We start from the raw sequence: 22,637 nt of genomic DNA on the forward strand, positions 1-22,637 counted from the left end.
GGCTCTCCTTTCTGTTAAATAATACGTTCTCGTTGCAATGAACTTTAATTTTTTACAACTCAAACTACCTTTGTTTACTTTCTCTCCAGATAATGTCCGTATATCAAAAAATCCGCTTTGCCGTCGTCCGAAAACGAAATAGCCTTTTCCCTGATATGAGACTTTATCGAATAACCGATAACCTTTTACCAGATATGTGGCTTGATTCTGTTTCCGTATTCCACCTTTCAGAATTGTCAATTTGTGAATCTGGCGGTTATGACAACGAACTTTTTTCTGATAGTAATACTCACCGCTTGGAAATGCATCCGGATTTCCGCTGATACACCTTGCGTCAACATAGTGCTCTTTTGGTAAGTTATGCTCAATTCGCGTATGTTTCGTGATATATCCGTATGTGTTATGCACTAAAGCAACAGGTTCGTACTGTTGCTTTAGTGCTTCGTAGAAAGCCCATCGCATAATTCCCATAAATGCAGCATCCTTAAATCGCATACCGCGTTTGACGGTCTTCGGTAGCTGTACGGCACCTTTATGATAACCAGTATGACAGATCTCACAAAAACACCTGCAGGTACCTATTTACGTAATCTAATGATTACACATTCTCTCCTAACGTAGTGCTCGAAACACTTAAGCTAGTCAATCAGGCTTTTACAAGCCCCCACTTCAAGCCGTTAGGTTAAGTGGTGGGTAATTGACCGTTCTCGTTTCCTCTCAACCATTTCATGCACCGGATTACGGATTTTTGCTTTCCTTATCCACCGTTTCATCCGGTTCTTCATTCACTTCGTCTTCGTTTGCCAGCAGGGCCGCGTCTTTTTTCCGTTTCCGGTGCTTCCGGAATACCGTGATGCCCACAACCGCCCCCACGATCACCACAGCCGCCAGAATGATTTTTCCGTACTTCTGCACCGGTCCCGGCTCTTCCTGGGGCATCTCATCCATGCCGCTCATGTCCATGTCATCCATGTCCGGAGCCGGTTCACTGACATAGAGGGTCAGCTCCTTCTCCACCTCCGACACCTCGCCGTTCTCATCCTCATAGGAAATGATGACCTTTACCTTGCCATCATCCGTGGTGGGAGCCGAACCGGTTACCATGCAGTCAACATTTCCGGTCTCTCCGGATTTGATATTTCCCACGTAGGTGTCCGTTGTCTGGATGGAATCTGCTTCAAACCGGGCCATAACGTTGTAAAGCGTTACCTTGCCGGTATTGTTGATGCCAAACATCACATTGGATTCCTCACCCACGCTAATAGAATCCGGCATCACCTCAAAGGTTCCGGTGTTCAGGCGAGGAATCTGCTTGACCGGAATGTCCACCGACATAGTGCCCTCCGCATTCTTAAACTCCGGGCTGTCATAATTTGCCTTTATGGTGAGTCCGTAGGAGCGCTGGTCTACTCCGGACCGGGAGATCATGCGGAAGCTTACCTGGGCAGACGCGCCCGCTCCCAGGGAATGGATCGCCACAGAGCTGGAACCGGATTCCGTGGTAAATACCGGACTGTCAGACACCTTTTCCGATTCCATGGTCAGCAGAATATCCGAAGCTGACACACTGCTGGACGCGTTCTTGACCGTCAGGAGCAGATTAAAGCTTTCTCCTGCCACGATCGTCTCCGGATCCGTGGTGTAGCCATCGACGATGAGACGGGCCTTGGTGCGGTCGTGCTCATTGAACTCTTCATAATCGTCCTTGGTCGGCTTGCTCACAATATGTACAAAGAAGGAAGTCTCATAGGTCTTTAACTCCTCGCCGGTCGAGCTGTCGGAGTAATAGATCTTCATCGTGATCGGATAATAGCCGGTATAGGATTCCTTGCGGATGGCAAAGCTGTAATCCAGCTGGACCGTCTCATCTACCGCGATTTTGTCAAACATCCTGTCGTAGTTGGCATCGTTGATCTCAAACGGGAACTTGGCGCTGTCCGCGTCGAGGACCATGCTGGCCTTCACGTTGTACACGGTAGCCGGACTGTTGTTACGCAGACCGATGGAAAAATTCATGACATTCGGGTAAACACCACGCGGTGCGTCCTGCCCCTCTCCCAGAACAAAATCGTAGGTCTTGTTGGTGTCATCGTCGTCGGTGGAGGTGGAGGTGGATTTGGTGATCCAGACGCGCAGGTCCTCATGGCCGATCCAGCCTCCGTCCTTATCCATAACTACTACAGGCACCTTATAATAACCCTCTGACAGATCCCGTCGTACCGTACCGGTCAGAGATACCTTCTTCTCTTTTCCGTCTGAAATGCTTCCGATTCCCTTTGGATGATCGGTATCGTTTAGCTTTCCGGTCACCTCAAACGGAAAGGAGTAACCATACTGGCGGTCCTCCTCGTCCTCATCCCAGATCTCGCCTCCGCTGGTATCGAATGCGATCTTTGCGTCTTTGATCTCGCTTCCGCTGGTATTCTTAATGGTAAAGCTTACCGTCAGGGATTTTCCTGTTTTTCCCCGCTGGATCTTGTCGGAGTATACGGATACCTCCGATGCGTAGGCCTGTACCGGCGCTGCGGCAGGTACCGCTCCCGCAAACAGCATGACTGCCAGCGCAAATGCCGCCAGCCGCTTCCATCTCATTTTTCTCATGACTCTTCTCCTCTATGCAAAGCATCCTGCATCTCCTGCACTGCTTCCTGTGTTTCTTTTTTCTTTTCCTCGATCTTTAAGATCTTTCCGTCCACGATGTGGAACTGCCGGTCCGCAAATCCGGCTATGTAATTATCATGGGTAACCATAACCAGAGTCTGCTGCTGTTCCCGGACAATACGCTGCATCAGCCTTAACACCTCCATGGTCGTCTTAGAATCCAGGTTTCCGGTCGGTTCATCCGCAAAGATGATCTTGGGATCCACGACCAGTGCTCTCGCAATGCCTACGCGCTGCTGCTGGCCACCGGACATGGCGTTTGCCATGTGCTTCATCTGCTTTTCCAGCCCCACCAGCTTCAGATATTCTTCCGCCCTCGCATTGCGGATTTTCTTCGGTATACCGCGAAACGACAACGGAAGCGCTACATTTTCCACTGCGTTTAACGTTTTCAGCAGGTTGTAGGACTGAAAAATAAACCCCACATTCTCCCGCCGAAACTGCACCAGCTGGTTCTCATCCATCCGCTCCATATGCTTTCCGGCTATGATGATCTCACCCTTTGTCGGCTTTTCCAGACCGGCCAGCATATTTAAGAGTGTGGACTTTCCTGAGCCGGACGGGCCGACTATGGCACAGAACTCACCCCTGTACATGGTAAAATCCACACCATTCAGCGCATAAACCTTGTTTGTGCCCACCTGATAGATTTTATATAGGTTCTTCACCCGGATGACGGGTGTTTTCTTTTCTTCCATAAAATATGCTTCTCCCTTTTGCAGATATTTCCTGGCTAAAACCGGCAAAGCAGCTTCCTGGCATTCCTGTCTGCTCATGCACATCATACCATGAACCTGTCATTTTTGATATCCGCTTTTTCTTAATCTTCCTTACGGATTCATTACATACTCAGGCAGGAAAAAACTATCCAAAAAACTGCAGGCGAAACCCGCCAATTTTTGGATAGTTTTTTCTAAAAAAGGGACTGGTAATCTAACATATTTTCCGCTATAATGTCCTAAGACCTGCGGTCGGGGATCCGTCCGCCAGAGAAAAAGCAAAGGAGATACGTTATGAGACATTTGTTGAATCCGTTGGATTTTTCCGTTGAAGAGACCAACGAGTTATTGACACTGGCATCCGATATCGAACACAACCTCAAAAAATATGCTCACGTTTGTGATGGCAAAAAACTGGCTACTCTTTTCTATGAACCAAGTACAAGAACCCGTCTTAGCTTTGAATCCGCTATGTTAAGCTTAGGTGGCAGCGTACTTGGTTTTTCTTCGGCCAATTCCAGCTCTGCAGCAAAAGGCGAGAGTGTTGCAGATACCATCCGCATGATTTCCTGCTACGCAGATATTGCTGCCATGCGTCATCCGAAAGAGGGTTCTGCACTGGTTGCTTCCATGCATTCCCAGATTCCGGTCATCAACGCAGGTGACGGCGGACATCAGCATCCGACCCAGACCCTGACCGATTTAATGACCATTCGTTCCTTAAAGGGCCGTCTGGACAACTTAACCATCGGTCTTTGCGGAGACTTAAAGTTCGGACGTACCGTTCATTCCCTGATCAACGCTATGGTCCGCTACCAGAATGTCCGTTTCGTACTCATTTCCCCGGACGAGTTAAAGGTTCCGGAATACATCCGTGATGATGTGCTCCGCGCAAAGGGCATTGAGTTTAAGGAAGTCAGCAACCTGGATGAAGCAATCCCGGAGCTTGATATTCTCTACATGACCCGTGTTCAGAAAGAGCGTTTCTTCAATGAGGAGGATTACATCCGCTTAAAAGACAGCTACATTCTGGACAAGGCAAAAATGGCACTGGCTAAGGACGATATGTACGTGCTGCATCCGCTCCCGCGTGTAAATGAGATCTCTACTGAGGTGGATGACGACCCGAGAGCAGCTTACTTCAAGCAGGCTCAGTACGGTGTATATGTTCGTATGGCTCTGATCATGACTTTACTGGAGGTGGAAAAACCATGTTAAATATCAGTGGATTACAGGAAGGCGTTGTTCTGGATCATATTCAGGCTGGCAAAAGCCTTGACATTTACTATCACCTTGGTCTTGACCGTCTCACCGACTGTCAGGTAGCCATCATCAAGAACGCGCGAAGCAACAAGATGGGCCGCAAGGACATCATCAAGGTTGAGGGCCCGATCGACAACATTGACCTGGATGTACTGGGCTACATTGACCACAACATCACCGTCAATGTCATCCGTGACAACAAGATCACCGAGAAGAAAGCCCTGAAGCTTCCGAAAAAGATCACCAACGTGATCCGCTGCAAGAATCCGCGCTGCATCACCTCCATTGAGCAGGAGCTGCCGCACATCTTCTATCTTGCAGATGAGAAGACTGAGACTTACCGCTGCATGTACTGCGAAGAGAAATACGGAAAGTCCAAATAACTTTATTTTCTGAATGTTAAAAGGAGTATGGCCTGAGAAATCCGGTCATACTCCTTTATTATTGTCTGATTTTACAGTTTTCTCAGAATGCTGCCCAATTCCTCCACAGTCTCAGCAATATGGCAGGCCCCGGCGTTTTCCAGTTCAGCGCGGCTTCCGTAGCCGTAGAGGACACCAACCGATTCCATGTGGTTCTGTGCTGCTCCGATCATGTCGTTTTCGCGGTCTCCGATCATGACGATCTCATCCGGATTGGTAAGTCCGCAGCTTTCCATGACATAGCGGATCACATCCCCCTTATGGATTCTGTTCTCTCCCATATCAGCTCCGCCGATCATCTCAAAATACTCTGCCAGCCCAAAATGCTCTATGATCTTCACAGAATACTGCTCCGGCTTTGATGTTGCCACATAAAGCTTATAGCCTTCTTTTTTCAGGCTTCCGAGAAGCTCCGGTATGCCCGGGTAAACGGCATTTTCAAACATCCCCTTAGTCTCAAAGTACTCACGGTAAATGCCCACGGATTTTCTGGCCTTTTCATGATCGAAGCCATAGTATTTCATAAAGCTGTCCACCAGGGGCGGACCTACAAACACATTCAGGCTGCTCTTATCCTGCACAGAAATACCATAGTGATTCAGCGCATATTCCACAGAATTGGTAATTCCTTCTGCCGAATCGGTGAGCGTTCCATCCAGATCAAAAAAGATATATTTTTTCATAGTTCCTCCTTTTCTTTTCCTGTCGTTCTAACAGTATAGCAGAAAAAAGGAAAAGCTGCCACAGGGACAGCTTTTCCAGATAAATTGCGATATGCAATTGTGTCGTGATTAGATCTGCGGACCAGCTGCAACCAGAGCCTTGCCTGCTGCGTTGCCTTCGTATTTTGCGAAGTTCTTGGTGAAACGCTGTGCCAGGTCTTTTGCCTTGGTCTCCCACTCAGCAGCATCTGCATAGGTATCTCTCGGATCGAGGATGCCGGTGTCTACGCCCGGAAGCTCAGTCGGGATCTCGAAGTTGAAGTACGGAAGCTGTTTGGTCGGTGCAGCGTTGATGGAACCGTTTAAGATCGCATCGATGATGCCGCGGGTATCCTTGATGGAGATACGCTTGCCGGTACCGTTCCAGCCAGTGTTAACAAGGTATGCTTTCGCGCCGCTCTTCTCCATCTTCTTAACGAGCTCTTCTGCGTACTTGGTCGGATGCAGCTCCAGGAATGCCTGGCCAAAGCAAGCGGAGAAGGTCGGTGTCGGCTCAGTAATACCGCGCTCGGTACCTGCTAACTTAGCAGTGAAACCGGACAGGAAGTAGTACTGGGTCTGCTCCGGAGTCAGAATGGATACTGGCGGAAGTACGCCGAATGCATCTGCGGACAGGAAGATCACGTTCTTAGCTGCCGGTGCTGCGGAGATCGGACGCACAATGTTCTTGATATGGTCGATCGGGTAAGATACACGGGTATTCTCGGTTACGCTCTTGTCTGCGAAATCAATCTTGCCTTCTGCGTCAAGGGTTACGTTCTCAAGCAGTGCGTTTCTCTTGATTGCGTTGTAGATATCCGGCTCGGAATCCTTGTCGAGGTTGATAACCTTTGCGTAGCAGCCGCCCTCGAAGTTGAATACGCCGTTGTCGTCCCAGCCATGCTCGTCATCACCGATGAGGAGACGCTTCGGGTCGGTAGAAAGAGTGGTCTTTCCGGTACCGGACAGACCGAAGAAGATAGCGGTATTCTCACCGTTTAAGTCAGTGTTGGCGGAGCAGTGCATGGAAGCGATGCCCTTTAACGGCAGGTAGTAGTTCATCATGGAGAACATACCCTTCTTCATCTCGCCGCCGTACCAGGTGTTAACGATAACCTGCTCACGGCTGGTGATGTTGAATACAACTGCGGTCTCAGAGTTTAAGCCCAGCTCTTTGTAGTTTTCCACTTTTGCCTTGGATGCGTTGTAAACAACGAAGTCCGGCTTGAAATCCTTCAGCTCTTCAGCGGTTGGCTTAATGAACATGTTGGTAACAAAGTGTGCCTGCCATGCTACCTCTACGATGAAACGGATAGCCATGCGGGTATCTTTGTTTGCGCCGCAGAATGCATCGACTACAAACAGTCTCTTGTTGGAGAGCTCTTTCTTGGCGATTTCCTTAACAGCTTCCCATGCCTCTTTGCTAGCCGGATGGTTGTCGTTTTTGTACTCGTCGGAGGTCCACCAAACGGTGTCCTTGGAGTTCTCGTCCATAACGATATATTTGTCTTTAGGTGAACGACCTGTATAGATACCAGTCATAACGTTGACAGCGCCAAGCTCGCTGACCTGTCCCTTCTCATATCCTTCCAGAGTCTCTTTAGTCTCTTCCTCAAATAACATCTCATAAGAAGGATTGTAAACCACCTCAGTGGTTCCGGTAATACCATACTGACTTAAATCGATATTTGCCATCTTCATTCAGCCTCTCTTTCACTTTACTCGATATCATTTTTACCGAAATTCGCGTTTATTATCTCATTGTGTGAAGAAAAAGTCAATATTTGGAATTAAAATTTCCATAACAAAATACGCATGCAGCCCATAAGTTTTGAATTATGTATACAGTGTTTTTTCAAATTTTCCCTTATGCACAAAAAGGAAATCCAGCCGGACTTCCTTTTCGTTTTTATGCTGTATAACGCTATTTACATGTTTATGTTTACTTATTTAAAGAACTCATGCTTTTCGTGCTGGAACAGGTAGGTCAGATGATGGTCGAACCAGCTTACATTGCCGGAACGGGACCGGATACGGTTCATAAAGAACAGCGCCCCCTGAGAATAATCCTCTCCGGAAAGGGCCCGGTTCACGGCTTCCACCGTCTTCTCCGATACGCTGCAGCTGTTTAAGCGCCCGTCGCTGACCGGGGAAAACTGAGAACGCTGATAAACCACATCCGTGATGGTAGACGGGAACTCTGCGTCCCGCACACGGTTTAAAATGACATTGGCTACCAGGATTCTTCCCTGCATGTCGCATCCGCCTGCCTCTGCTTCCACGATGCGTTTTAAAACCTCATAGTCCTGGTCGGAAAATGAGATGACTGAGAATGCGCGGACTGCTTCTGCGGCCGCATGACGGCGCTCCTCTTCCGCTTTTCTGGCAGCCTCTTCCTCTGCCTGTCTGCGGCGTTCTTCCTCGACACGCTCGATTTCCTGTGCGGTCTCTTCAATGACCGCCTTCTGTTCCTGACGTACAGCATTCTGTTCCTGTACTGTTCTTGCTATTGTATTGCCCACAAGGAGCTGGCCATTTTTCAAATTGTCAGGATCTGTAAGACGCAGTTGTACCTTTGCTTCCGTTAACAGTTGCGTTTCCCCAGATACTTCTTCCGCGGCCTCCTCCGGTGCTTCCGTTTCCGGAGTCTCTCCGTCTGAGGTCTCAGCGTATGCAGTCAGGGCATTGTGTCCGCCTGCCGCAAATCCGGCTGAGGAAAAAGTCATTACGGCTACCACGGCAGTTCCGGCCATGATCACAGCCGCACTGCGGTATAAGCGCTTGGTCATGTTCACCACCGGGGTGAATATGTTTTTTACCAGCTGGCACACCGCCTGGAGAAATGAGCAAAATGGATACATATTCTACTCCTTTCAATCAAGTGATTCCCTAAAAATGGTATATTTTTGACTCAAAGTGGGAGTTAAGTCCTGAAATCACTCGTTTCTTTGTGACAGGCGATATTATAGTGGGGGACAAGCAAAACTGTCAATAAGTTTTTCCCACTTTTGTCATATCTGCCATCCGGAATTTTCAGGAATTTTCCCTTTTCTATAGCTTTGCACAAAGATCCTGCTTATAAACCGGTGTTTTTTTGTTTCATATTTCTTTCAAAGTGTTAAGCAATTATTACATTTTTGTTAATTATACCGTCATAAAAAAAGAGTCGAACAACGTCGACTCTTTTTTATGTAAATCAATTTTAAATTATCCGGTGGTAAGGCTGGCATATTCTGCCTCCGTGTAGGCTTTTAAATCTTCCGGATTTAAGATCACCTGAGCGCCGCGAATGCCGGCACTGACGGCAATTTCATCAAATAAAACTGCTGTTTCTTCTATATAAGTAGGAAACTTTTTCTTCATACCAATAGGAGAACAGCCACCCCGGATATAGCCGGTGGTCGGAAGCAGCTCCTTCATGGGAAGCATCTCCACCTTCTTGTCTCCGACGGCTCTGGCAACCTTCTTTAAATCCAGTTCTTCCGCTACCGGAATGCAGCAGACCAGAAATCCCCGCTTTTCCCCTTTTAAGACCAGGGTTTTGAATACGCTGTCCGGATCTTCTCCGATCTGGTTTGCTACGTGGATACCGGATAGGTCGTTCTCATCCACTTCGTACTCCTGAACGCGGTATGCAATACCTGCCGCATCCAGAAGACGCATCACGTTTGTTTTGTCCTGTTTTTGCTGTTTCATAAGTTATTTCTCCGGAATTACGATTTTGCCGGCAACCGCGCAGGCTGCAGCAGTTTTTGGGGAGGCCAGATAAATTTCCACCTTTGAGGTTCCCATGCGGCCCAGGAAGTTGCGGTTGTTGGTAGCAACCACGCGCTCACCGTCGCTTAAGATGCCTCCGGTCCGTCCGCAGCAGAGTCCACAGCCCGGATGCGTTACGATTGCGCCTGCTTCCACGAGCGTCCTGATCGCGCCGCAGGCCGCTGCCTCCTGGTACACCTTACGGCTGGCCGGTGTGACAATGAGCTTCACATACGGAGCCACGCTCTTTCCCTTTAAAATTTCAGCGGCTGCCTGCAGATCCTCCAGACGGCCGTTGGTGCAGGAGCCGATGAAGACCTGGTCTATGACGGTGCCCTCCAGCTCGCTGACGCTGCGGATCTTGTCCACCTGGGACGGGCATGCCATAACCGGCACAAAGTCCTCTGCCTTATAATGAAGCTCCTTTAAGTAAACAGCGTCCGGATCACCTGCCAGGCTCTTCTGGAAATCATCCAGCTGAATCTCACAGTATTCCTCTGTTTTCTCATCCGGAGTAAACAGCGCGCACTTGGCTCCGGCCTCAATGGCCATGTTTGCCATCGTAGTACGGCTGGCAATACTCATGCTCTTTACGGCAGAGCCGGTAAACTCCAGGGCACGGTAGGTTGCGCCGTCTGCGCCAAGATCACCGATGAGGCGCAGGATCACATCTTTGGACATGACATTGGACGGAAGCTTGCCATCGATCACAACCTTGATCGTCTCCGGCACCTTGACCCAGAGAGTTCCGGTGCCCAGAATGGAAGCCATCTCGGTGTAGCCGATGCCGCTGGAGAATGCTCCCACACAGCCGTAGGTGGTAGTGTGGCTGTCCGTTCCGAACACTACATGCCCCGGCTTTACATAGCCTGCCTCCGTCATCAGCTGATGGCAGATGCCGTCACTTCTGTGAATATTTTTGATGCCATACTGCTCTACAAATGCGTCTCCCACGCGGAAATGGCGGGTGTCGTCCTGCTGGCTGGCCGGAACCAGATGGTCATAGATCAGAACAACCTTATCCGGATCCCAGACCTTGGCAAAGCCCATCTCGTGGAACTTGTCCACGATAAACGGAATCATGATGTCATCTAACATGACGCGGTCCACGTTCACTGTCACAATATCCCCCGGCTTTACCGCTTTACCGGTATTGTGTGATAAAATTTTTTCAATAATTGTCTGTCCCATACTATCCTCCTAATCCAGTCCGTTGCGCCTGCGCATGGCCTTGACCAGGCCGCCGGCCTCAATGATCTCCATCAGGTTCTCCGGCAGGGAAGCGATCGGGTATTTTTTACCGTTGTAGTCCACATCCTCATTCACGGTCACGGTGATCGTGTCACCCTCTTTTACTACATCGTGAAGCTCCGGCTGTTCCAGCAGAAGCAGACCGTTATTTAACGCGTTGCGGTAGAAAATGCGGGCAAAGGACTTGGCAATGATGCAGGGAATGCCCAGCGCCTTGATCACCTCCGGTGCCTGCTCTCTGGAAGATCCGCAGCCGAAGTTCTTTCCTGCTACAATGATGTCTCCCGGCTGGATCTGACCCGCAAGCTCCGGGCGAAGCGGGGAGAAGCCGTACTGTTTCATATCTTCAATCGTCTTTAAGGCCAGGTATTCTGTCGGGATGATGATGTCGGTGTCGATGTCATCGCCCAGGACCCAGACCTTTCCGGTATATTGTGCCATAGTGGTATCCTCTTATTTTCTCGATATAATATTATGTAGTGATTAATTCTTACAGCATATCAGCGGTACAGATCTCACCCTTTACGGCAGAAGCCGCTACGGTAGCCGCAGAACCAAGGTAAACCTTGGAGCTCGGATGTCCGGCACGTCCCTTGAAATTGCGGGTGCCGGTACTGATCAGAACCTCATTCTCGCCGATCACGCCCTGGCAGCTGCCCCAGCAGACACTGCAGTTCGGGTTCATGACAATGGCGCCGCTCTCCATAAAGATCTGGATCAGCCCCTCATCCAATGCCTGTAAATAAACCTCCCGGCTGGCCGGAACCACCAGGAAACGTACATGGTCGGAAATCTTCTTTCCTTTTACAATGGCTGCTCCGACACGCAGGTCGTCAATACGGCCATTGTTGCAGGAGCCCAGGAATGCCTCATCGATGCGGACACCGCAGACCTCTTTGGCCGGAACTACATCATCCACAAAATCCGGGCGTGCTGCTACCGGCCGGATTTTCGACAGGTCAAACGTATACTCTCTTGCGTAAACCGCATCCGCATCACTCCGGAATACAGCCTTCGGCTCACGTCCTCTTGCCTTTAAGTATTCCAGGGCAATCTCATCAGCCTCAAAGATGGCGGTCTTTGCACCGGCCTCTACAGCCAGGTTGCAGAGCACCATACGGTCATTGACACTTAAGGTCTTTGTGCCGTCTCCGGTGAACTCCATCACCTGGTAGTTCACGCCGTTGGCACCGATCTGACCGATGATGGTGAGCATTAAATCTCTCGGATATACACCCTCCGGCAGCTTGCCGGTCAGGTTGAATTTTACGGTCTCCGGAACTAACACCCAGGAGGTTCCGGTTACCATGCCGTAGAGCAGATCGGTACAGCCGACGCCGGTACCGAACGCGCCCAGCGCACCATAGGTGCAGGTGTGGCTGTCTGCTCCGAAGATCAGCTCACCCGGGCAGACATAATGCTCCATCATGATCTGATGGCATACACCCTTGCCCTCCCAGAAATCAATGTTGTTCTCTCTTGCGAAGTCGCGCATCTTCTTCTGGGATGCAGCAGTCTTCGGGCTGTCCGCCGGAACATTGTGATCCACGATAAAGACCATCTTCTTCGCATCTGCAATATGTGGATGTTTTAATTTGTTGTTGTACATATCGACGGTCAGGTGGGTGGTTCCGTCATTGCTCATCATGCGGTCTAAGGTTACGGTATGGATATCTCCTGCCTTTACCTCCGGCACACCGGCTGCAAGGGCTATGATTTTTTCAGCGATTGTCATTCCCATGATTATGCTTCCTCCTTGTTCAGTGATGCGATGAGTCCGCCCTGACTTAAGATCTGCTGCATATAAGCCGGAAGCTTTGTGCAGGAATAGGTGCTTCCGTTTGCCCTGGCAACACCCTCGGTGAGAGAAAGCTCCATCTCATCTCCAGTGTTCACCGCATCCGGGAGCTCCTTGCAGACGATAACCGGCAGACCAATGTTGATCGCATTGCGGTAAAAAATGCGGGCAAAGGATTTGGCAACAACAGCCTGAACCCCCAGTGCCTTTAATACACTTGGCGCCTGTTCTCTGGAAGATCCGCAGCCGAAGTTTTCTCCGCCTACTACATAATCACCCGGTTTTACTTTTTTCGGGAAATCCGGGTCCAAAGACTCAAATGTATGATCCTTCATCTCATCGATGGTAGGAAGTAACAGATACTGGGATGCGATGATCTGATCCGTATCCAGGTCATTGTGAAATTTGAATATTTTACCGACTGACATAATGTCCTCCTGATCGTTCGTATTGATTTTTGTCCGCGGCACCGGCCCTTCTGCCCTGCCGCATTCAGCCATTTTTTCTCACTTATTGCATTATAGCATCTGTATTGATATAATGACAATAGATAATACTCATATGTATCATAACACTTGGTTATAAAATTTTTCAATCTATTTGGGGGTTCACACACTGCATGGAACAGAATTTATCACAATACCGTATCTTCTACGCCGTAGCCAAGGCCGGGAATATTTCCCGTGCGGCAAAGGAGCTCTACATCAGCCAGCCGGCCATCAGCAAATCCATCAGCAAGCTTGAGGACAGCTTAAACACCGTACTTTTTACCCGAAACTCCCGCGGTGTGCAGCTTACCGATGAGGGACAGGTACTTTTCGAACATACACGGGATGCCTTCGAGGAGCTGGCCAAGGGCGAACAGGAATTAAAGCGCATCCGGGAATTCAATATGGGGCACATCCGCATTGGCGTCAGCAACACCCTGTGCCGGTTTATCATGGTCAAATATCTGAAGGGATTTATTGAGCAGTATCCTCACATCAAGATCACCATCGAAAGCCAGCCCACTACCCAGACGCTCTCTATGCTGGAGCAGCAGCGCATCGACATCGGACTGGTGGTAGAGCAGAAATCCTCAAGGAACATGAATTTTATCCCGGTCATGGATATCGAGGATATTTTTGTAGCAACACCGAGTTATCTGGAAAATTTAAGGCTTCGCGAGGGAGCTGGAACCGACGTATTCCAGAGCGGCAACCTGATGCTTCTGGATAAAAACAACATTACCCGCCACTACATCGATGACTACATGACATGTAACGAGATCATAGCCAACAATCTTCTGGAGGTCACCACCATGGACCTGCTCATCGAGTTTGCCCGCATTGGACTTGGCATTGGCTGTGTTATCAAAGAATTTGTAAAAGAAGATCTGGACTCCGGACGTCTGGTCCAGTTAAAGCTGGATACCCCCATCCACAAACGGAACGTCGGCTTTCTTTGGCAGAGCAGCCGCACCTCAAAAGCACTGGACACCTTTATCCGTTTCTGCAGAGAGCAGGACAGTAAGGTTCTGTAAAACAAAAAGGCAGAACTGCATGTAGTTCTGCCTTTTCACGCATAGAAAACGCGTATTGATTAGTTGTTGATGAGCTTGCCGCTCTCGTCGTTCCAGCTGTACAGCTTACGGATCTCTTCACCGACTTTCTCGGACGGATGCTCAGAAGCAAGCTTTCTCATAGCCTTGAAGTGAACCTGACGGCCTGCCGGGCTCATATCAAGCAGGAACTCTTTTGCGAAGGTACCATCCTGGATATCGGAAAGGATCTTCTTCATAGCCTTCTTGGTCTCAGCGGTAACGATCTTCGGACCGGTTACGTAATCGCCGTACTCAGCAGTGTTGGAGATAGAGTATCTCATTCCTGCGAAGCCAGACTGGTAGATCAGGTCAACGATCAGCTTCATCTCGTGGATACACTCGAAGTAAGCATTTCTCGGATCGTAGCCAGCCTCAACCAGGGTCTCAAAGCCAGCCTGCATCAGAGCGCATACGCCGCCGCAAAGAACAGCCTGCTCACCGAAGAGGTCAGTCTCAGTCTCGGTACGGAAGGTGGTCTCCAGAAGACCTGCTCTTGCGCCGCCGATAGCAAGGCCGTATGCCAGAGCTTTCTCCAGAGCCTTACCGGTATAATCCTGCTCTACAGCTACCAGACACGGAGTACCCTTGCCCTCCTGGTACTCGGAACGAACAGTGTGGCCCGGTGCCTTAGGAGCGATCATGGTAACATCTACGTTTGCCGGCGGTTTGATGCAGCCGAAATGAATGTTGAAGCCGTGAGCAAACATCAGCATGTTGCCCTCTTCCAGGTTCGGCTCGATATCTTTCTTGTACATATCAGCCTGCAGCTCATCGTTGATCAGGATCATGATGATATCTGCTTTTTTTGCAGCCTCTGCTGCGGTATATACTTTAAAGCCCTGTGCCTCAGCCTTTGCCCAGGACTTGCTGCCCTCGTACAGACCGATGATGACGTCACATCCGGACTCCTTTAAGTTTAATGCATGTGCATGTCCCTGGCTGCCGTAGCCAATGATAGCGATGGTCTTTCCATCCAGTAAGGACAGGTTACAGTCTTCCTGATAATAAATCTTTGCCATCTTCTTTTCCTCCTCAAGAATCTTTAGATTCATTTGTTTACGGAAGATACCGTACGTCATCGGAGCCGCGGGATAAGCCGGTCAGTCCGGTTCTTGCAAGTTCCAGGATTTCGTAGTCTTCCAGCAGATTGATCAGCGCGTCAAGCTTTGACTGGTCGCCGGTCAGCATGACAGTCAGGGAATCCTTGCCTACATCCACAATGGTTGCACGGAAAATGTCGGAAATGGCACTGACTGCCTGACGCTCATTCGCGTTGGCCCGTACCTTTACCATGATCAGCTCCCGGTAAACGGAGTGGCTCGGTTTTAATTCCTTGATGTCGCGGACATCCTCCAGTTTTCGAAGCTGCTTTTCGATCTGCTCTAAAATGTTCTGATCTCCAAAGGCAACTACGGTCATTCTGGAATACCGCTCATCTGCAGTGACACCAACGGTCAGACTCTCGATGTTGTAGCCACGGCGGCTGAATAAGCCGGCAACACGGCTTAGTACACCTGATGTGTTGTCTACTAACAATGATAACACGATTCTATCCATAAGTGTTCTCCCTTCTGTCACGTTCTCTTTATGATAACAATCCTGATACTATTTGTCAACTATATAAAAGGAATGTGTACTATTCCTTTCGGTTATAATTTATCGCTGTTCCATCCAGAGAACGGTCATATGTCCGTATTCTGCGGACAGTTTTAGAATTTCCGTACCATATCACGGGTGATCTCGGACAGGCTGTGTGCGCCGCACATAGCCATGGTATCCTTCAGCTGGCCGCCGATCCGGGTAATGAGCTCTGCCACGCCTTCCTCCGCGCCGCCGTAAACCGCAGTCACGAACGGACGGCAGATCAGTACACCGTCTGCGCCCAATGCCAGAGCCTTAAAGACATCGCTGCCGTTTCGGATACCGCCGTCCACCAGAATCTTCATGGAGCCGCCGCCTACAGCTTCTGCGATCTCAGGCAGCACCTCTGCGGTAGCCGGGCACTGATCCAGGACACGGCCGCCGTGGTTGGATACCACAATGGCTGCTGCCCCGGCCTTCTTCGCCTTTTGCGCACCCTTTACGGTCATCACGCCCTTTACAATAAACGGAACTCCTGCCGCACGGATGATTTCTGCCAGCTCCTCCACGTTTTTGCTGCCTGCAGGCGGGGTCAGGTTCTTTAAAAACGGAAGACCTGCCGCATCAATATCAATAGCCGCCGCAAAGGCTCCGGACTTTCTGACCAGCTTCATTTTCTCTGCTACCGTTTCCGCGTTCCACGGCTTTACCGTCGGTACCCCCAGACCCCGGGCCTTCTCAATGGCTGCCGTAGCAGCCAGCATCACCTGCGGGTTTGTACCGTCGCCGGTGAAGGCCGCAATTCCATTGTCCGCGCAGGCACGTACCAGAATGTCATTGTAGGCCGCGTCATCATACTTGTCCCCGTAATGCAGGTTCACAGCCCCCACCGGACCCGCAAAGAACGGATAGGCAAACTGTTTTCCGAAAAGCTCCAGACTGGTATCCACCGGGCGGTTCTCGCACAGCGTATCCATCTGCACCCGGATCTCGCGCCATTTTTCATAGTTGCGGATGGCAGTATCGCCCTCGCCCTTGGCGCCCGGACCCGGCATGGTATTTTTGCAGGCCCGGCCATTGCAGACCGGGCAGCCCTTACAGTACGGACCAAGACAGGTCCTTGCATTCTTTAAAATCTCTTCCTGCGTCATTCTATACCTCCTAAATATTATCCCAGTGTAACATCCAGGATCATCATAATGAGAAAACCAACCGCAAAGCCCATGGTTCCCATATCGGAATGCCCGCCCTGGGCCGATTCCGGGATCAGCTCCTCCACCACCACATAGATCATGGCCCCGGCCGCAAAGGCCAGCATATACGGCACAATGGGAACCAGGAACTTTGCGCACAGAATCGTGACCAGCGCTCCGACCGGCTCCACCACACCGGACAGCGTTCCCATAACAAAGGCTCTCCGTTTAGACTGTCCTTCACTATGCAGCGGCAGGGATATGATGGCTCCCTCCGGAAAATTCTGAATCGCAATACCGATGGTCAGGGCAAAGGCGCCGGCTGCGGTGATGGGCGCGCTTCCGGTCAGAAGACCCGCGAACACTACGCCCACTGCCATGCCCTCCGGCAGGTTGTGCAGCGTTACCGCAAATACCAGCATCGTCGTTTTCTTTAAATTGCTCTTTGGGCCCTCGGGCGTGTCGCTTCCCATATGAAGATGCGGGATCAGCTTATCTAACACCCAGAGAAACACTATGCCGATGGAAAAGCCGGCTGCGGCAGGCACAAACGCCAGCTTTCCGGCAGGCTCACACATCTCCATGGCCGGGATCAGAAGTGACCACACCGAAGCAGCCACCATAATGCCGGAGGCAAAACCCAGCAGCAGCTTCTGGATCACCGGTTTGATCTCATTTTTTACAAAAAACACACTTCCCGCTCCGATAGTAGTACCAAGAAACGGAATCAGAATCCCGAAAATAATATGAAACAGCTCCTCTCGCATGAGAGATCACCCTCTTTCCTTAGTAGTATCTTATTCCGCAACAGGCTACATGCGATACTCTGTGGAATCGGATTGCTGTTATTTATGTTATGCCGCAGATATCTGCTTCGGATCTCCCACAACCTTCTTAAATACCAGGAGGAACAGGATGATGGAAAATACCGGACCGGCAAAGTCAGAAACGGTTTCCGCAAAAAACACATTGGTCACGCCGGTCAGGAGCGGGATCAGCACCACCGACAAAAAATAAATAGATTTACGGAACAGCGATAGGGTAATGGCCACCTTCGCAATGCCCATTCCGGTAAATCCGTCCACTATCGTGTACTGTACTGCCAGCGGGATCACGCCCAGCGTGGACATCCGGATAGCCCAGGCGCTTAAGGCTACATATTCCTCGTTGCGGGTAAAGATCCGCACAAAAATCTCCGGAACACACTGGGCTGCCAGAAACATGACCGTATTGAACAAAAGTGCACATGTGACGATCCACCTCTCGGCCTTCCAGATGCGGTCCGGCCTTTTTGCTCCGTAATTGTAACCCAGGATCGTCTGGGTCCCCGAAGTAATGCCTCCGAGCGGCATCGTGATGATCAGCATAAAGCTCTGGACAATAGCCGCACAGGTCAGAATGGTATCGCCCTGCCCCGGGCCGCCAAGCCTCTGGATCACCATATTCTGGGAAATGATCAGCACATTATCCAGAGCAATGATGACAAAGGGAGAGAAGCCCACCCTGGCTACCTGCAGCATCAGCCTGGGATCATACCCATAAAAGGTAATGCGGATCGGCACCTTCTTTCCAAATAAGAAGCTCAGCACATAAAAGCAGGAACACATCTGCGACAGTACCGTGGCCAGAGCTGCGCCCCGCACATCAAGATGCAGGCCGAAAATAAAAATGGGATCCAGCACGATATTTGCCACTGCCCCGATCATAACGGCCTTCATGCCAACCTTTGCAAAGCCCTGGCAGATAATAAACTGGTTCATGCCCGTAGTCATCAGCGCAAAAAAGGTTCCGCACAGATAGATGGTCATATAGGACAGTGCATAGGGAAAGGTTGTCTCTCCGGCGCCAAACCACCAGAGCAGCTTTTCCCGCATGCCCAGTACGAAGACCGTGAGGACCAGGGCCATGACCGTCAGCATGAGAAAGCAGTTTGCAAGGATCTGCCTTGCTCCCTTTTCATTCTTCTGTCCCAGGCGAATACTCATAAGCGGCGCACCGCCTACCCCCACCAAAATAGCGAAGGACGAAACCAGCGTTACGATGGGACCGCAGATGCCGACACCGGCCAGAGCCACTTCTCCGATCTTTGGGATGTTTCCTATGTACATACGGTCTACAATACTGTAAAATACACTAACGAACTGAGCCAGCATGGATGGCAGTGCCAGACGAAGGACCAGCCCCCGTATGTCATCGGTGTCTAAGTCATTTTCCAGTTTCATAGTACAAACTCTGCATCCTTTCTGTCCGTGCAGACTTTCTTTAATTTCTGGCGGATTGCAAGGGTCATCAGAATTCCCAGCTTTCTCGCGTGCTTCGGACAGACTGCAATGCAGCGCATGCAGGTAATGCAGGCACTTTCATCGGTCACCTTCGCATCTGTACGGGAAATAGCCTGGACCGGACACTTGCGGATGCAGGTTCCACAGCCCTCGCAGGCTGAAGAGACACTGATTTTTAATGGCAATGTGCCATATGGGCGGTACGGACGGTTGCCCCGGATAGAAAGCTCCAAAAGCTTTGAGCTTCCGGCTGTGCTCTTCAGCTTTTCTCTGACTGCCTCCGCAAACGCAGTCATCTCTTTTTTATCCTTCTCATCCGGGCGTCCGGCTCCATATATATGGGCAATGTTATGCTCTGTGACTACGGCTGCCGCTGCCGCCGGGATGAATCCCTGTTCCTTTAAGATGTCCGAAAGCTCCAGCAATGCGTCCTCGTAGGCACGGTTTCCGTAGGTGACGATCAGCACCACCGGCGTGCGCTTGCCGTGAAGCTTTTGCAGGCGCTCTCTTGCCGTCTCCGGCACCCGGCCGCTGTATACCGGCACGCCGACTACCACCAGCTCATGCTCTGTAAATGTATAATCCGGCCTGGAAGACACGGCATCGGTGAGATCCAGCCATTCTGCCTCCCTGTTATCCGCGATCCGCTCCGTGATCCACTCCGTCACCCGCTTTGTACCTCCGGTAGGACTAAAGTAAACTCCGGTAATCTGTGAAATATTCATAATACAACTCCCCCAAAAAATAATTAGTAATGTCCCGCCTCGTGCTCCGCGTTCAGCCAGTCCACCGCCTCCCAGATCCCGTCTGTGGTAAATGGGAAATCTCTGTGGTGCTTCTTCTCATCCGGCGTCACCTCAAAGTTAAAGGGTTCCGGCCAGATGATGGCCCGGAGCACGTTTTCCGTCTTCGCCGGGGTCTCCTCTGTGGCGGGCTCCAGTTCTTTTTCATGTTTGATGAGCACATAGCGCATGCCTTTGAAGCTCCCGGTAAAACGGCTCTTTTTCAGAAACGGGATGGAAATATCCCCATGCAGTTCAATCTTACTGGTTTCTAGCATATCTGTCAAACCTCCTGTTGTTGCCTTTCCACTGTAGCAGTTTTCCTACGTTTTGTCGAGAAGAAGTTCCGAAAATTCCTACCCATCTGCAGTATGCCGTGCTATACTAGACAAAGAGCAGAATTTTTCATGACAATCTAATTCAGAAAGGACTCAGCTGTTTTGCATTTTCAGCTGAGAAAGGAAACATTTCATGAGCCGCAGACAAAAACCAGCCATTGATTCCTCTATCCCCCCGGCAGACCTTCCGCTCCGCCCGTCTGTACGTTTCCGCCTAGCCAAGAACGACACCTTTTTCGGTCCCGGTGTTGCAGAATTTCTTATCCTGGTAGACCAGAGTAATTCTATGCAGACCGCCTGTAAGGAAATGGAGATGTCCTACAGCAAGGGCTGGAAAATCATCAAAAAGGCCGAGAACTATCTTGGCTATTCCCTGATCGAATCCAAATCCGGCGGCGCCTCCGGCGGTTTCTCCCATCTGACACCGGAGGCGAAGGAGCTGCTCACCCGGTATCAGGGTATGGAAAAAGAGCTGAAAGCAGCAACTGCCCAGCTCTTTGAAAAATATTTCGGTGATTATTCGGTTAACCCTTAAGAAGCAGGATTGCTTCCGGGGCTACTCTCACGTATTCCGGAATCAGACCGTCTGCACTGTGGGTGTGGATGGTCTTTCCTATTTTCCACCACAGACCGTTCTGCAGGGTAACATACCACTCAAACGGCATCTCGGAAATTTTCGCATGTCCAACCGGAATGTGGTTGATCCCTTCCGGATCTTTTACCGGCTCAAAATCATGGGCACGGATTCCAATGGAAGTTACATCCTCTGTCACGGTTTTCTCCGTGCTCAGTTCCAGATTATCCCAGTCTAATGCGCATACCCGGTGATCGTCTATTTTTTCAATGCGGGAAATGTTTTTGCAGCCGGTCAGCCTTGCGGCCTCAACGCTGCCCGGATCTTGAAAGAGCTCCTTCGTCTTTCCGGCCGCGATCACCTGTCCCCTGCTTAAGAGCAGCAGCGTATCGCAAAGCTGGTAGGCCTCGTCCCGGTCATGGGTGACCATGACGGAAGCTCCCTGGTATTCCGAAAGCACGCTGGCCAATTCCAGACGCAGACGTTCTCTTAAGTGTGTGTCCATAGCGGAAAACGGCTCATCCAAAAGCAGTGCCTCCGGCTCATAAGCCAGGATCCTTGCCAGGGCCACTCTCTGCTGCTGTCCGCCGGAAAGCTGTGCGGGATAGCGTTTTTCCAGTCCGCTTAAACGAAACCGCTCTATCATCTCAGAAACCCGCTTTTTCTGCTGTGCTTCCCCATAGCGTTTTCCCGCCTTTAATCCGGTAAGGATGTTTTCCTCCACGGTCATATTCGGAAACAGCGCATAGTTCTGGAACAGATAACCGACGCGGCGTTTCTGCGGCTTCAGGTTTACCTTTCGGCTGCTGTTAAAGAGTTCCCGTCCATCCAGGATGATGGAGCCGCTGTCCGGCTCCACAATGCCGGCAATGGATTTTAAGGTCATGCTCTTGCCGCAGCCGGAAGGACCGAGAATGCCAAGACAGCCTGTCCCGGAGCCGGCGGACGCGTCACTGGCACGTCCTCGGCATGCCGAGCAGGTAAACTGAACCTGAAGCTCGAATTCACGCAGCTTTTTTCGGATATCTGCCGATAAAAAATCCGCACTCATGATAATCTCCTTTTCTTCTCGCGCAGTGCTGCCCGGTTCATCAGGATGACGGAAAGGAATGCAATGACAACGATGATGGCAACATAGCGGTATGCCGCGTCCATATTTCCTGCTGCCACCTCGGAATATACCGCCATCGGCAGGGTTCTGGTTTTTCCTGCGATATTGCCTGCGATCATGGCCGTTGCGCCAAATTCTCCCAGGCCTCTCGCAAAGGCCAGGACACCGCCGCTGACGATACCTGGCATGGCATTGGCGATCAGCACCTTATGAAAGATGCTCCATTCACTCATGCCAAGGGTGCGGGCCGCTGCCATGAGGTTCGGATCCACCTGCTCAAACGCTCCCCTTGCAGAGCGGTACATGAGCGGAAAGGACATCACCACCGCTGCCAGCACCGTGGCCGTCCAGGAAAAAGCGATCTTCACGCCGAAATATTGTAAAAAGAAGATGCCGATGGGCCGTTTCACCCCACACAGATATAAGAGAAAAAAGCCCGCCACCGTAGGCGGAAGCACCAGCGGCAGCGTCAGCACGCCGTCCAGGAGAATCTTCATCCGCTCGTTTTTCATGCTGACCACCCACCAGGCTGCCAGGATCCCGAGAAAGAAGGTAAGCACGATGGAGACACTGGCTGTCTTCATGGAAATCAGAATTGGGGACCAGTCCATCTTGTTGCTCCT

The 22,637-nt window shown here is 50.6% G+C and carries 24 protein-coding genes; 4 read left to right on the forward strand and 20 right to left on the reverse strand.

Annotated features, from left to right (window positions below; translation table 11 throughout):
• The 3 genes from ACMP1L_RS07890 to ACMP1L_RS07900 form a co-directional block, all read right to left on the reverse strand.
• Window positions 1-471, reverse strand: a 471-nt coding sequence (locus ACMP1L_RS07890) for a hypothetical protein (protein ID WP_475544529.1), incomplete at its 3' end; no start/stop codon positions are given.
• A gap of 267 nt (window positions 472-738) precedes the next feature.
• Window positions 739-2,601 (reverse strand): CARDB domain-containing protein, encoded by a 1,863-nt coding sequence (locus ACMP1L_RS07895; RefSeq protein WP_418452577.1) that lies wholly within the window; start codon window positions 2,599-2,601, stop codon window positions 739-741.
• A complete protein-coding gene (locus tag ACMP1L_RS07900) occupies window positions 2,598-3,359 on the reverse strand; it encodes an ABC transporter ATP-binding protein (RefSeq protein WP_418452578.1) in 762 nt (253 codons plus the stop codon). The genes ACMP1L_RS07895 and ACMP1L_RS07900 overlap by 4 nt, the downstream gene beginning before the upstream one ends.
• A 315-nt stretch (window positions 3,360-3,674) precedes the next feature.
• Here ACMP1L_RS07900 and pyrB point away from each other — a divergent pair, with 315 nt between their 5' ends.
• Both pyrB and ACMP1L_RS07910 read left to right on the forward strand, forming a co-directional pair.
• Window positions 3,675-4,598, forward strand: a complete 924-nt coding sequence (pyrB, locus tag ACMP1L_RS07905) for an aspartate carbamoyltransferase (RefSeq protein ID WP_118733167.1) — start codon at window positions 3,675-3,677, stop codon at window positions 4,596-4,598.
• A complete protein-coding gene (locus ACMP1L_RS07910) occupies window positions 4,592-5,026 on the forward strand; it encodes an aspartate carbamoyltransferase regulatory subunit (protein ID WP_118733166.1) in 435 nt (144 codons plus the stop codon). The genes pyrB and ACMP1L_RS07910 overlap by 7 nt, the downstream gene beginning before the upstream one ends.
• Before the next feature lie 71 nt (window positions 5,027-5,097).
• Here ACMP1L_RS07910 and ACMP1L_RS07915 read toward each other — a convergent pair whose 3' ends face one another.
• From ACMP1L_RS07915 to ACMP1L_RS07950, 8 genes are all read right to left on the reverse strand, one after another.
• The gene (locus tag ACMP1L_RS07915) at window positions 5,098-5,748 is read right to left on the reverse strand and encodes an HAD family hydrolase (protein WP_418452581.1); all 651 of its coding nucleotides are present in this window, start codon (window positions 5,746-5,748) and stop codon (window positions 5,098-5,100) included.
• Window positions 5,749-5,856: 108 nt separating this feature from the next.
• Window positions 5,857-7,461 carry a phosphoenolpyruvate carboxykinase (ATP) gene (gene pckA, locus ACMP1L_RS07920; RefSeq protein WP_118733195.1) on the reverse strand — a complete coding sequence of 535 codons (1,605 nt, stop codon included), beginning with the start codon at window positions 7,459-7,461 and terminating at the stop codon, window positions 5,857-5,859.
• A gap of 251 nt (window positions 7,462-7,712) precedes the next feature.
• Window positions 7,713-8,555: a cell wall hydrolase gene (locus ACMP1L_RS07925; RefSeq protein ID WP_418452582.1), complete on the reverse strand. Its 843-nt coding sequence runs from the start codon at window positions 8,553-8,555 to the stop codon at window positions 7,713-7,715.
• A 418-nt stretch (window positions 8,556-8,973) separates the two neighbouring features.
• A complete protein-coding gene (ybaK, locus tag ACMP1L_RS07930; RefSeq protein WP_418452584.1) occupies window positions 8,974-9,462 on the reverse strand; it encodes a Cys-tRNA(Pro) deacylase in 489 nt (162 codons plus the stop codon).
• Between the two features lie 3 nt (window positions 9,463-9,465).
• Window positions 9,466-10,713: a 3-isopropylmalate dehydratase large subunit gene (locus ACMP1L_RS07935; protein ID WP_418452585.1), complete on the reverse strand. Its 1,248-nt coding sequence runs from the start codon at window positions 10,711-10,713 to the stop codon at window positions 9,466-9,468.
• Window positions 10,714-10,722: 9 nt separating this feature from the next.
• On the reverse strand, window positions 10,723-11,214 hold the full coding sequence (locus ACMP1L_RS07940) for a LeuD/DmdB family oxidoreductase small subunit (RefSeq protein ID WP_118733161.1): 492 nt from the start codon (window positions 11,212-11,214) through the stop codon (window positions 10,723-10,725).
• A 49-nt stretch (window positions 11,215-11,263) separates the two neighbouring features.
• Window positions 11,264-12,514, reverse strand: coding sequence for a 3-isopropylmalate dehydratase large subunit (locus ACMP1L_RS07945; protein WP_418452587.1), 1,251 nt, complete (start codon window positions 12,512-12,514; stop codon window positions 11,264-11,266).
• 2 nt (window positions 12,515-12,516) lie between these two features.
• Entirely contained in the window at window positions 12,517-12,999 is a 483-nt protein-coding gene (locus ACMP1L_RS07950) for a LeuD/DmdB family oxidoreductase small subunit (RefSeq protein ID WP_373245315.1), read from the reverse strand.
• Window positions 13,000-13,190: 191 nt separating this feature from the next.
• On the opposite strand from ACMP1L_RS07950, the gene ACMP1L_RS07955 reads away from it, so the two are divergent.
• On the forward strand, window positions 13,191-14,093 hold the full coding sequence (locus ACMP1L_RS07955) for a LysR family transcriptional regulator (protein WP_418452588.1): 903 nt from the start codon (window positions 13,191-13,193) through the stop codon (window positions 14,091-14,093).
• 59 nt (window positions 14,094-14,152) lie between these two features.
• On the opposite strand, the gene ilvC is transcribed toward ACMP1L_RS07955, so the two are convergent.
• From ilvC to ACMP1L_RS07990, 7 genes are all read right to left on the reverse strand, one after another.
• The gene (ilvC, locus tag ACMP1L_RS07960; RefSeq protein ID WP_118733157.1) at window positions 14,153-15,172 is read right to left on the reverse strand and encodes a ketol-acid reductoisomerase; all 1,020 of its coding nucleotides are present in this window, start codon (window positions 15,170-15,172) and stop codon (window positions 14,153-14,155) included.
• Between the two features lie 37 nt (window positions 15,173-15,209).
• Window positions 15,210-15,710, reverse strand: a complete 501-nt coding sequence (gene ilvN / locus ACMP1L_RS07965) for an acetolactate synthase small subunit (RefSeq protein WP_118733156.1) — start codon at window positions 15,708-15,710, stop codon at window positions 15,210-15,212.
• A gap of 152 nt (window positions 15,711-15,862) precedes the next feature.
• On the reverse strand, window positions 15,863-16,885 hold the full coding sequence (locus ACMP1L_RS07970; RefSeq protein ID WP_418452589.1) for an alpha-hydroxy-acid oxidizing protein: 1,023 nt from the start codon (window positions 16,883-16,885) through the stop codon (window positions 15,863-15,865).
• A gap of 17 nt (window positions 16,886-16,902) precedes the next feature.
• Window positions 16,903-17,694: a ZIP family metal transporter gene (locus tag ACMP1L_RS07975; protein ID WP_418452590.1), complete on the reverse strand. Its 792-nt coding sequence runs from the start codon at window positions 17,692-17,694 to the stop codon at window positions 16,903-16,905.
• 87 nt (window positions 17,695-17,781) lie between these two features.
• Window positions 17,782-19,149 (reverse strand): MATE family efflux transporter, encoded by a 1,368-nt coding sequence (locus ACMP1L_RS07980; RefSeq protein ID WP_177304709.1) that lies wholly within the window; start codon window positions 19,147-19,149, stop codon window positions 17,782-17,784.
• Window positions 19,146-19,934, reverse strand: coding sequence for an EFR1 family ferrodoxin (locus tag ACMP1L_RS07985; protein ID WP_418452591.1), 789 nt, complete (start codon window positions 19,932-19,934; stop codon window positions 19,146-19,148). The genes ACMP1L_RS07980 and ACMP1L_RS07985 overlap by 4 nt, the downstream gene beginning before the upstream one ends.
• Before the next feature lie 23 nt (window positions 19,935-19,957).
• Entirely contained in the window at window positions 19,958-20,269 is a 312-nt protein-coding gene (locus tag ACMP1L_RS07990) for a GNAT family acetyltransferase (protein ID WP_118733151.1), read from the reverse strand.
• Window positions 20,270-20,462: 193 nt separating this feature from the next.
• Between ACMP1L_RS07990 and ACMP1L_RS07995 the strand changes: the two genes are divergently transcribed.
• Window positions 20,463-20,864: a winged helix-turn-helix domain-containing protein gene (locus ACMP1L_RS07995; protein ID WP_177304707.1), complete on the forward strand. Its 402-nt coding sequence runs from the start codon at window positions 20,463-20,465 to the stop codon at window positions 20,862-20,864.
• Here ACMP1L_RS07995 and ACMP1L_RS08000 read toward each other — a convergent pair.
• Window positions 20,854-21,954: a sulfate/molybdate ABC transporter ATP-binding protein gene (locus tag ACMP1L_RS08000; protein WP_418452593.1), complete on the reverse strand. Its 1,101-nt coding sequence runs from the start codon at window positions 21,952-21,954 to the stop codon at window positions 20,854-20,856. The genes ACMP1L_RS07995 and ACMP1L_RS08000 overlap by 11 nt on opposite strands.
• A complete protein-coding gene (gene modB / locus ACMP1L_RS08005; RefSeq protein ID WP_418452594.1) occupies window positions 21,951-22,625 on the reverse strand; it encodes a molybdate ABC transporter permease subunit in 675 nt (224 codons plus the stop codon). Before modB ends, ACMP1L_RS08000 begins: the two co-directional genes overlap by 4 nt.
• Window positions 22,626-22,637 lie beyond the last annotated feature (12 nt).

The organism is Ventrimonas sp. (assembly GCF_048380235.1).
In the GTDB taxonomy this organism is placed as follows: domain Bacteria; phylum Bacillota; class Clostridia; order Lachnospirales; family Lachnospiraceae; genus Brotaphodocola.